Genomic DNA, 10,205 nt, shown 5'->3' on the forward strand with positions numbered 1-10,205 from the left:
CCGCACACCCCGGACGGCGCCGCCTCGCAGCGCGGCACCTCGCAGGCCGGCACCCCGGCCGACGACGACACCACCCTTCCCGTCCCCCAGCCGTGCATCCTGTGCGGTGCCCCCGCCACCCACCATGTCGAGGGCTACCCCCAGCACCTCGACATGCTGGGTGGCGGGGGCACCGCACAGGATGCACGGCTGGGGGACGGGAAGGGTGGTGTCGTCGTCGGCCGGGGTGCCGGCCTGCGAGGTGCCGCGCTGCGAGGCGGAGCCGTCCGGGGTGTGCGGCGGTGCCCCCTCGGTGAGGGTGTGCAGCTTTTCCTGGGCGCCGTTGAGGAAGTAGGCGTACTTCTCGCGGATCTCGCCGCTGGGATCGCGGCCGGTCTCCCAGCCGGCGACCGTGGAGGGGCTGACCCCGAGGGCCTTGGCCACCTGGGTGCGGGACAGGTCCAGCGCCTCGCGCAGGGCCCGGCGCTGCGCGGTGGGGGGCAGTTCGGCCTGGCGGCGGGCGTCGGCCAGGAGTGCGTCGATCGCGGTGTAGTCGGTCACTGTGCTGTTCCCTGGGCGGCCGTGCGGGTGGTGCCGGCGTGGTGCGGGGCGGTGCGTGAGCGGTGCCGGCGCTTCGGGGCCAGGGCGTCGCATGCGCGGGCGGGGCCGGCGAGCAGTTCCAGGACGTCGATGCCGTAGTGCGCGGCGAGGGCTTCGCAGTCGTCCAGACTCCATGCCGCGTGGCCGGACTGGCGGCGGCTGATCTGGGTCTGGCTGACGCCCAGCGCGGCGGCGAGGTCCGTCTGGGACTCCCCGGTGAGCCGCATGAGCGCGGCGGCGGTGGCTCGTACGCGCTCGGCCAGGGTGCTCTCCATGGAGGCAGCCTACCGCCCTCTATGCGGATTACGCATAGAGGGCGCGGGAGGGTGCGGGCGGCTCGGCCCGGGGTCGTCAGCGGTCCGCCGGCAGGACCTGGACGGTGTCCCCGACGGCGCGTTCGCCGGCGGCGTCGGACGGCTGGTTGACCAGCGTGCCGTTGACGGCCATCGCGGTGGAGCCGCCGCCGTCGAGGTTCATCGCCTGCACGGCGCCGAGCGACTTCATGAAGGCTGCGGCCTCGTAGAGGGTGAATCCTTCGCTGCCGCCCTTCAGCCGGCCGTCCACCGTCGCGAGGATCAGCCGGCCCCGCCGGTCGATGCCCGCCAGGGTGCGCGGCTGGCGGACGTTGGCCCAGGCGTATCCGAAGGAGGTGTAGGCGGGGTCGACCACGCCTTCGGCGGCGGCGTCGATGTCGATGCGGCCGTCCCGGACCAGCGTGGGGGCCGCGCTGACGAGGGAGTCGTCGGCGTCGAGCACGACGCGCCGGCCCGCGGTGGTGCGGACGGTTTCGCCGACCTTGACGCGGCCGTACGGCTCGACGTGCGCCGTCAGCCAGTCGGCCGCCCGGCCGATGCCCTGGAGCACGTACCCGCCGGCGGGGACGCGACCGCCGCGCGCGCCGACGGAGACGACACGCCCGGACGCGTCCAGCACGACCTGCGTGCCGGGACCGGTCGGCAGGTCGGCCTGGAAGGCGTCGGTGAACCGGACCAGGTCGTCGGCCAGCCGGCAGGTGACGTCCTGCCAGGGCAGCTCGCTGGGCGTGCTGCCGGGACGGCCGCAGTCCCGGACCGTGCCGGGCACCCGGTTGACGCCCTGGATGTCGTAGGTGGCCTTGCCGGCGCGGGCGGTGAGGGTGCTCGTGAGGTCCGCGACGCGGATGCGGTGGCCGCCGTCCTCCAGGAGCAGTGCGGAGCGGGAGCCGACCGCCATCGACTCCAGTTCGCCCTCGTAGGCGCCGATCCCGGACATGGTGCCGGGGACGCCGTCGCCGGGTGACAGCACGAAGAAGCCGCCGTTGACGCCGACCAGCGAGTTCAGCTTCCGGGCCACCGCCGAGGTGGTCTCCCGCTGTGCCACGTTGCCGTCGTGGGTGGCCTCGACCGTGCCGTCGAAGGTCTTCGGGTCGATCACCGCGACTTGGACGTTCTGCCGGTCGGCCGGTTCCTGGATGTCGTATCCGGTCCAGGAGACGGCCGGGTGGAACCCGGCCGCGGTGACCGCCGACGCCGCGGTTCTCGCCTCCGCCTGGGTGGCGAAGCGGCCGATGCGGACCCGGTACCCCATCACCCCGTGCGGGGTGTCGGCGTAGCGGGGCCACCGGACGCTCTCCACGCGCGGCCGGAGTCCCGCCTCGGTCAGCTCGCGTGCCGTGTCCTCGGCCCAGCCGCGGGTGGCGACCTCGGCCCAGGTCAGGGGTGCGTCCGGGTCGTTCGTGGTCCACCGGGTGCGGGCCGGGGCCTGCACGGTGACCGTCCAGGCGTGCCGGGTGCCGGGGTGCCGGAGGACACCGGTGCGGACCGTGACGCCGGGCGCGAGGGTCCGTGTCGTCCACTGTTCGGTCGCCGTGGGGCGCTCGAGGTCCGCCTCCGCCGCACCGGGCAGGAAGGCCGGGGCCGTCAGGGCGAGCACGATGGTGGTCGCGAGCCTCGCACGGAGACGGGCGGAGCGCCGTTCCGTACCCGGGATGCGGGTACGACGCATGGACATGCACCTCACGAAGGGTCGGGGGGCGACCGGCCCGGCACACCGTTCAGTCGCCCGGATCACACCTCGGCAACGGTGGTCCACTTCACCGGCCGTGAGTGACGACCGCCGCCTCGCGAGCCAAAGTAATCACAACGGGCGTGTGAACTCGACAGCGCCTGCCGCTACCGGAACCGCAGCGTCTCGGGAAGACGTTCCGGGACGGTGTACGGTACCGCGCCTTCGAGGGCGCCGCTCCCGTAGCCGGTCAGCCGTGCACCCTCGGGGCAGTTGCATACGATCGCCCGGCGGTACGGCGTCGCGTCGGTCGTGCCGCGGGCCGCTGGGGCGTGCGCGGGCGAGGGTGCTCGAAGAGCGCGCCTGCGTACGGGGGTTCACGCGCTGCCTCCTGTTGTGCGCGGGTGCGCACGCACCGGCCTTGGCCAACCACGTGGACCACCAGGGGGATTCACAACGAGTGGCGGGGTCAGCACAGTAGGTGAGCGGATCCTCGGATCTCCTCCCCTGCGGTGGTAGTCGCGCCGTCCCTTCTACCCGTCCGGACGACCGGGCCGCCGCCCGCTGCGAGCACCTGGTCCCCCTCCCCCCATGGACGACCGCGCACGGCGTGCTGTCACCGGCGCCGTGGTCGGCCCGAACACATCGACGTCCTCGACCAGGTGCCCCCGCATGTGCGCACCGCAGGCGGCTGCTGCCTGCTGGGGGCGGTGCCTGGCCCACCCCGTGAAGGCAGGTTCCCGTGCACCTCTCCCCACGACGATCCGCGCGCGTGCTGGCGGCGGCAGTGGCCGCTCTGACCGTGTCGGGCCTCCTGGCCCCCACCGTCCGGGCCGCTCCCGCGGCACCGGAGCCTTCCCGGCCGCCGCACGCGCAGCGGCTCATCGTCGGATACAAGTCCGCCTCGCCCAAGGCGCGATCGGACCAGGCCGTCAAGGACGCCCTCCGGCGGAAGACGGACGGCACCGCCCTCTCCTTCGAGCGGCGCCTGGCCACCGGCGCCGTGCTGCTGAGACTGCGCGAGCAGACCACCGCCGCGTCCCTGAGCGCCGTGACCGACGAGTTGAAGGGCGACCCTGACGTCTCCTACGCCGAGCCCGACAGCGTGCTCCAGGCCGCGGCCGATCCCGACGACCCGGCCTACCGGCTCCAGTGGGACCTGTGGGACGGGACCGCGGGCATGAACGTCCCGCCGGCCTGGAACCGTGCCACCGGCAGAGGAGTGACCGTCGCGGTGATCGACACGGGATACGTCACCCACACCGACCTGGACTCCCAGATCGTGGACGGCTACGACTTCATCGCCGACGCCTCCAACGCCCGGGACGGAGACGGCCGGGACAGCAACTACCACGATCCGGGTACCTGGTCCGCGCCCGGTCAGTGCGCCCCCGATTCGCCCGGCGGCCCCTCGGTCTGGCACGGCACTCACGTCGCCGGCACCGTCGCCGCACAGACCGACAACGGCATCGGTGTCGCCAGTACCGCCCACGACGCACACGTGCAGCCGGTACGCGTCCTCGGAGCCTGCGGCGGCGTGAAGTCCGACACCGCCGAAGCCATCATCTGGGCCGCCGGCGGCTCCGTACCGGGTGTCCCGGACAACGAGACGCCCGCCGAGGTCATCAACCTCAGCCTGGGCGAGAAGGCCCCCTGTTCCGCCACCTACCAGCGGGCCATCGACTCCGCCGTCGGCCACGGCACCACCGTCGTCGTCGCGGCCGGCAACGCCAACGAGAACGCCGCCGCGTACGCCCCGGCGAACTGCGACCACGTCATCACCGTCGCCGCCGGCGACCGCAACGGCCATCGCGCCCGCTACTCCAACTGGGGCCGTACCGTCGACATCACCGCACCCGGAGGCAGCGGGAACGGCACGGTGCAGGACGACATCCTGTCCACGTACAACTCCGGCAGGACCGACCCCGACCGCGAGTCGTACGCGTGGCTCAAGGGCACCAGCATGGCCGCACCCCACGTCTCCGCCCTCGCCGCACTCCTGTTGCAACTGCGCCCCTCCCTCACCCCGGCCCAGGTGCAGCGCGTCATCACCGGCACCGCGCGTCCCATCGCCGGCTGCGGGCAGAACTGCGGAGCCGGCCTGGCCGACGCCGGCGCGGCCGTACGCGCCCTCTCCGCCAGGACGCGCCATGGCTAGGTGCACCGCCGGCTGAAGATCACCGACCTCGCCGAGCGCAGGTGGGCAACGGGCGGGACCCGTCGTCGGCGCACCGCCGGCGGCGGGCTCCCGCGGGTGCGTCACCCGGCTCCTGCCCGCAAGGTGGGATTACCGCACACGCGCATCCCAGCACCGCAGGAGGACGACCATGGCGAAGGCGAAGGGTTCCTCGGGAAAGAACGAGCCGTCCAAGGGCGACAAGGTGGCCTGGCGCAGTCACGGCAGCGAGACCACGGGCACCGTGGAGAAGAAGATCACCGAACGCACCGAGGCGGCGGGACGCACCGTGGACGCCTCGCCCGACGACCCCCAGTACGAGGTGCGCAGCGACAAGTCCGGCCGCACGGCCGTGCACAAGCCGTCGGCCCTCAAGAAGAAGTAGACCGGGATGGCCGGGGCCGACGAGCAGCGCGAGACATGGGGCGCCTTCCGGGAGGTGGTGAACATGACACCTTCCGCGCTGGAGAAATGGCTGGCGACGGAGGATTCCCGGGCGGCGGGACAGCACAAGGACGGGGGTGAGTCCACCGGGCACGCCTCCGGCCGTGCGATCGTGGAGATCCTCCGCAAGAAGAAGGGCGACCTCTCGGAAGCGGACTACGCGCACATGCGCAAGGTGGTCGGCTACGTCCGCCGCCATCTGGCGCAGCGCCCGTCCGGGGACGTCCGGGACACACGGTGGCGCCACTCGTTGATGAACTGGGGCCACGACCCCCTCCAGGACGGGTGAGCCCCTCTCCCCCGGCTCCGCGCGGGACGCCGGGCGCGGTGCCCCGCGACGGGGACCCACGGCGACTGCCTACAGTGGAATGACCCCCGTACTGCCCACCCCGAGCGGAGCACCCATGAGACACCCCTCCGCCCGACCGGCCGACGGCGCCGACGCCCTGTTCGGCCTGGACGCGCTCGACACCGGCGGCGCGCCGCCGGAAGGGTGCGGCTCGGCCGGGCACGACGGCAGCGCCGGACGCGGGCCGGCGGACCGCTCCCTCTTCCGCGACTCCCCCGCGGCCCGCCGTCTGCTGCCCGTGCGGACCGTCTACGCGGAGCCCGCCTCCGCCGCTTCCGCGCGCGGCCGGGAGATCCTCGCCCGCTTCCCGGACGCGGAAGTGATCGAGGTGGCCTCCCACTGGGGCATCCCGGGGTTGCACGGCAACGAGGGCAATGTCGAGCGCTGGGTGCGCGTGAAGGGGGAGACGCTGGTCCTGGGCGAGCGCAAGACGCTGACCACACGGCCCAACGGACGGTCCGCCGACTGGATCGCCCCCGGAGCCTCGAACGGGTGCGCGATGGCGTGCGCGTACTGCTACGTCCCGCGCCGCAAGGGCTACGCCAACCCGGTCACCGTCTTCACCAACATCGACGGCATCCTCGCCCACCTGGCCCGGCACATCGGCCGCCAGGGCCGCAAGCCGGAACCCAACCAGTGCGACGCGTCGGCGTGGGTCTACGACATCGGGGAGAACGGCGACTGTTCGGTGGACGCGCTGATCAGCGACAACACCGCCGATCTCGTGCGGTTCTTCCGGGGGTGGCCCTCGGCCAAGGCGTCGTTCGCCACCAAGTTCGTCAACCCCGACCTGCTGGCGCTGGACCCGCGGGGCCGCACCCGCGTCCGCTTCTCGCTGATGCCCGCGGCGGACTCGCGGCTGCTGGACATCCGGACGTCGCCGGTGGGCGACCGGATCGCCGCCGCGGCGGACTTCCTGGACGCGGGCTACGAGGTCCACTTCAACCTCTCCCCCGTGGTGCTGCGCCCCGGCTGGGAGGAGGCCTGGGCCGAGGTGCTGCGGCAGCTCGACGACGTCCTGCCCGACCGGGTCAAACGGCAGGCGGCCTGCGAGGTCATCATGCTCACGCACAACCGGGACCTGCACGAGGTCAACCTCGGCTGGCACCCCCGCGCCGAGGACGTGCTGTGGCAGCCCGCCCTCCAGCAAGGCAAACGCTCCGAGAACGGGGCGCTGAACGTCCGCTACACCCAGCGCGTCAAGGCGGAGGCCGTGCAGACCCTGCGCGGACTCGTGGCGGCCCACGCTCCCTGGCTGCGCATCCGCTACGCCTTCTGAAGGGCTTCGGACGCCCGGCACGGGCGCGGTCGTGCCGCTCCTGTGCGAGCGTCGCGTGCGCCACCGATCCCCGTGGACGAGGCTGCTGCCGGGCCGTGCCGGGCCTCGTCGGGGCCGCCGAGGATCTCCCCGCCGTGCCGCTCGGTGAGACGCGGGACCTGGTCGACGGTCTCGGCGTGGGCGGTGGCGCGGGTGCCGGCCGAAGCCGGCCGATGACTTTCGTCCGAGCACCGCCGGTCCGCGTCCATGGACGGATCCGGCGGCGAGGCCCGGAGCCCAGGAAGGACACGGACTCCGGGCGTCTCGGACGCGGACGGACGGGCGCACGCCGGCGGCTGCCGGGTGGGCTGGCCGCGCTCGCGCTCGGCGGTTTCGGCGCCGCTGTACATGGGCGCCGGTCTCGCCCTGGTCTCCGTCGCCGTCATGGTCGTCGCCGCGCACCACGCCGGGTCGCGGACGCGCCCGGAGCGGGCGGGTGCGCGCCGTACCGGGCAGCCCTCGACGCGCGGTGCGCGGCGCCGTGACCGTGCCGCCTGAAGCGGTCATCCCGTGTGCGGGGTCCCCAGGTAGGGAAAGCCGGGCAGCAGATCGGTGTGGGGGCCGATGTGGTCGGTGGGGACCTTGCCCGCGGTGAGCATGGCCAGCCGGGCGGACGTGACGTCGTCGGTGAGGGTACGGCCGTTGGGGTAGGCGGCGGGCTTGCCGCGGTCGAGGCGCAGGATGTCCGGCAGCACCGTGCGCAGGGCCTGCTCGGCCGCCTGCCGGTCGTAGCCGCCGAAGTGCTGGAGCACGGCGGTCCAGGGTTCGCGGTAGGTGTCCCAGTCGTCGGCCGGTTCACCGGCGTTGTAGGTCTCCTTGACGTCCTCGGCGTTGAAGTACGCGGTCAGGGAGGGGTGGGCGCCGCGGTCGACGGACGTCAGCTGTCCGTCCTGCCACAGGCTCACCCGGGCCCACACCCCGATCTCGGGAGCGGTGCCGAGTTCGGCGTGGGGCATCTCCAGCACGATGCCGAAGACGTTCTTGTCGGCTCCCCAGTCCACGCCGGTCCACTGGAACTTGTTGACGATGCCGTCCAGGTCGGCGAAGAACGGGTCGCTGCGGAACCCGGCGAAGAACAGGTACGGCCCGGACTCCGCCACCGCGGGCTCGGTGCCGAAGCTGACCGGCATGTCGGTGAGGATCGGCTCACCGGCGGCCTCGTGCGCCCGTGCCTGCTCGCCGGTGGCCCGGTACACGGTGACGGTCTGCTCTGTCTCGGTGGGCGGGGAGAACACGCAGCTGAACGCGACGTCGGCCCGGTGGTCCCCGTCGGTGTCCACGTTGACGCGGTACACCGCGTCCGGGTGGAAGGCCGCCGCGCCGGTCGGGGCGATCGGGTTCACGTTCATGATCAACACGGTTCGCTCGCCCGGCACGGTGAAAGCGAACAGATCGGTCAGATCGAGCCGTGCGTCGTCCATGGGGGACCGCAGGTCGGGGCCGCTGAGGTGGTGAGACATGCGCCCAGCATCCGCGCGACGGCGGCCCGCGGCCGGGCGGCGCGGCTGTCACGGGTTCCGAATCACGCCCTTGCCTCAAGGGTCACCGATGCCGATGCGGCATCGGCCGCTCGTGCTCCGGCCCGCCCCCGGGGACGTACGGCCGGACGGGCGCCGTCGGCCTACAGGGCGAGCGTGATCGCGGCCCCGATGCCGCCCAGGCCGAGGGCGACGGCAGCCGCTCCCCAGCCGCCCCTGCCCCAGGGGAAGAAGCGGTCGACGGCCAGCCGGCCCGGACCGATGGCGGCGACGGCCAGGGCGACGACGGCGATGGCCACGTTGTACTCCACGCCGCCGTCCGTGTCCCACAGGCCGTGGGCGCCGGTGACCGTGACCATGGCGTTGATCATCACGCCGATGAGGGCGGCGGCCGCGAGCGGTGTCAGCAGCCCGAGGGCCAGGCCGAGGCCGCCGAGCAGCTCGGACAGACCTCCGAGCACGGCGAAGAGCGTGCCCGGGCGATAGCCCAGTGCCTCGAAGCCCTTGCCGGTCGCCGTCAGGCCGTCGCCTCCGAAGAGGCCGAAGAGTTTCTGAGCCCCGTGCGCGGCCATCAGCAGCCCGAAGGTCAGCCGGACGAGCAGCAGACCGCAGTCGGCGGCGGTCACGACGGGCTCCGCGGCGGGATGCGCCGCCGAGTCCGTGGGGCGGGTGGAACGGTGCGGGATGCGCTTGATCATCATGGCGGTGCTCCGGTCGGCACGCCGGAAGGGCGTTTCCCCCAGCTCGGACAGGTGCCGAGCAACCGGTGGCGGGGCGGCTCCGCGCGGCATCGTGGGGCGCGCCCTCCGTACGATCCTTCCGTTGCGGGCGGTGTCGTGCATCCGGGCGGCGGGAAGCAGGGGAGAAACAGCGAATAGAAGGGGCTGCGGGCGGACGGTGGCGCGTCCGTGGGCGCTGGGCACATCCCGTCAACCGGTCGCGGGTACGACGCGCTGCCGGGGGAATCCTCCCGCGCCGGGGGCGTCCGGGCGGCGGCGTGTGCCAGGCTGCCGGGCGAACGCCCCGCTCCCCGCGTCCGGGCCCGGCACCAGTGCAGGAGGCAGCGACTTTGATCGCCGACGACGACGCCCTCGGCTGGGACGGCTCCGCCGCGGCCGACGCCTACCGGGGCCGTGACATGCGGCTGGCCGAGCAGCTGATCTTCCCGGCCGTGCTGCGCCGGCTCGCCGGCCGCTCGGGCCCCGGCCGGCTGGCCCTGGACATCGGGTGCGGCACCGGTGCGGTCGCGGCGCTGCTCGCGGGGACCGGCACGTGGACGGTCCAGGGGCTCGATCCCTCGGCGGACATGCTGGACATCGCCCGGACCGACCGACCGCACCCCCGGGTCTCCTACCGGCTGTTCGACGGCCGCACCCTGGACTGGCTCGCCGACGCCAGTGTCGATGCCGCCGTGTGCTGCCTGGTGTACTGCACGGACCCCGACGACGGCCGGCTGGCCGGCCTCACCGCCGAGATCCGCCGGGTACTGCGCCCCGGTGCCCCGTACGTCCTGGCCGACCTCAATCCGGCGGCGACCGGCGTGGCCTTCTCCACCCTGCGCCACGGCGAGCCGGGCGCCCGGTACGACGACGGCGACACCGTGACCACGCTGCTGCGCCTGCGCGACGGCACCATGATGACCACCGCGACGCATTACCGCTCCCTCGACCGGTACCGGTCCTTCCTCACCGAGGCCGGTTTCCCCTCCCCCACGGTGGAGCTGCCCACGCTCGCCGCCGGCGGCCCCGCCGGCGCGGCCCCCGCGGAGACCCGGACCGCGCCGTACATGATCCTGACGACGCGCGCCTGACCCGGGGGACGGCCGGCCGGGCCGTGGCGGGGCCGTCGCGCGACGGCTTCGGGGTGTGCGGCAGGCCG

Annotated in this window: 10 protein-coding genes; 5 read left to right on the plus strand and 5 right to left on the minus strand. The window is 73.7% G+C overall.

What is annotated here, in order from left to right; translation table 11 throughout:
- The 3 genes from CCN44_RS43580 to CCN44_RS33785 form a co-directional block, all read right to left on the minus strand.
- Positions 1-540 (minus strand): helix-turn-helix domain-containing protein (locus CCN44_RS43580; RefSeq protein ID WP_143650139.1); only part of this gene is annotated, 540 nt, incomplete at its 3' end.
- Positions 537-854 carry a helix-turn-helix domain-containing protein gene (locus CCN44_RS33780; RefSeq protein ID WP_086702106.1) on the minus strand — a complete coding sequence of 106 codons (318 nt, stop codon included), beginning with the start codon at positions 852-854 and terminating at the stop codon, positions 537-539. The genes CCN44_RS43580 and CCN44_RS33780, both read right to left, overlap by 4 nt.
- Before the next feature lie 76 nt (positions 855-930).
- Positions 931-2,562, minus strand: coding sequence for a phosphodiester glycosidase family protein (locus tag CCN44_RS33785; protein ID WP_223283682.1), 1,632 nt, complete (start codon positions 2,560-2,562; stop codon positions 931-933).
- Positions 2,563-3,334: 772 nt separating this feature from the next.
- Here CCN44_RS33785 and CCN44_RS33790 point away from each other — a divergent pair.
- The 4 genes from CCN44_RS33790 to CCN44_RS33805 all read left to right on the plus strand — a co-directional run bounded on the left by CCN44_RS33790 (position 3,335) and on the right by CCN44_RS33805 (position 6,810).
- Positions 3,335-4,720, plus strand: a complete 1,386-nt coding sequence (locus CCN44_RS33790) for a S8 family serine peptidase (protein WP_086702112.1) — start codon at positions 3,335-3,337, stop codon at positions 4,718-4,720.
- Between the two features lie 169 nt (positions 4,721-4,889).
- Positions 4,890-5,123, plus strand: a complete 234-nt coding sequence (locus tag CCN44_RS33795; RefSeq protein WP_059247093.1) for a hypervirulence associated TUDOR domain-containing protein — start codon at positions 4,890-4,892, stop codon at positions 5,121-5,123.
- 6 nt (positions 5,124-5,129) lie between these two features.
- Entirely contained in the window at positions 5,130-5,471 is a 342-nt protein-coding gene (locus CCN44_RS33800; RefSeq protein WP_059247091.1) for a DUF3140 domain-containing protein, read from the plus strand.
- Between the two features lie 115 nt (positions 5,472-5,586).
- Positions 5,587-6,810, plus strand: coding sequence for a spore photoproduct lyase family protein (locus tag CCN44_RS33805; protein ID WP_086702115.1), 1,224 nt, complete (start codon positions 5,587-5,589; stop codon positions 6,808-6,810).
- Positions 6,811-7,352: 542 nt separating this feature from the next.
- Here the strand turns inward: CCN44_RS33805 and CCN44_RS33815 are convergent.
- Together CCN44_RS33815 and CCN44_RS33820 are read right to left on the minus strand one after the other, a co-directional pair.
- Positions 7,353-8,309 (minus strand): DUF4331 family protein, encoded by a 957-nt coding sequence (locus CCN44_RS33815; RefSeq protein WP_086702121.1) that lies wholly within the window; start codon positions 8,307-8,309, stop codon positions 7,353-7,355.
- A gap of 161 nt (positions 8,310-8,470) precedes the next feature.
- Positions 8,471-9,028 carry a DoxX family protein gene (locus tag CCN44_RS33820; RefSeq protein WP_086702124.1) on the minus strand — a complete coding sequence of 186 codons (558 nt, stop codon included), beginning with the start codon at positions 9,026-9,028 and terminating at the stop codon, positions 8,471-8,473.
- 368 nt (positions 9,029-9,396) lie between these two features.
- Between CCN44_RS33820 and CCN44_RS33825 the strand changes: the two genes are divergently transcribed.
- Entirely contained in the window at positions 9,397-10,137 is a 741-nt protein-coding gene (locus tag CCN44_RS33825; RefSeq protein ID WP_059247081.1) for a class I SAM-dependent methyltransferase, read from the plus strand.
- Positions 10,138-10,205 lie beyond the last annotated feature (68 nt).

The sequence above is a fragment of the Streptomyces tricolor genome, from assembly GCF_002155905.1.
Lineage (GTDB): Bacteria > Actinomycetota > Actinomycetes > Streptomycetales > Streptomycetaceae > Streptomyces > Streptomyces tricolor.

Coding starts and splice junctions, on each gene's coding strand:
- CCN44_RS33815 (WP_086702121.1), bottom strand. CDS start 8,309: ATGTCTCACCACCTCAGCGGCCCCGACCTGCGGTCCCCCATGGACGAC.
- CCN44_RS33785 (WP_223283682.1), bottom strand. CDS start 2,562: ATGCGTCGTACCCGCATCCCGGGTACGGAACGGCGCTCCGCCCGTCTC.
- CCN44_RS33820 (WP_086702124.1), bottom strand. CDS start 9,028: ATGATGATCAAGCGCATCCCGCACCGTTCCACCCGCCCCACGGACTCG.
- CCN44_RS33795 (WP_059247093.1), top strand. CDS start 4,890: ATGGCGAAGGCGAAGGGTTCCTCGGGAAAGAACGAGCCGTCCAAGGGC.
- CCN44_RS33800 (WP_059247091.1), top strand. CDS start 5,130: ATGGCCGGGGCCGACGAGCAGCGCGAGACATGGGGCGCCTTCCGGGAG.
- CCN44_RS33780 (WP_086702106.1), bottom strand. CDS start 854: ATGGAGAGCACCCTGGCCGAGCGCGTACGAGCCACCGCCGCCGCGCTC.
- CCN44_RS33805 (WP_086702115.1), top strand. CDS start 5,587: ATGAGACACCCCTCCGCCCGACCGGCCGACGGCGCCGACGCCCTGTTC.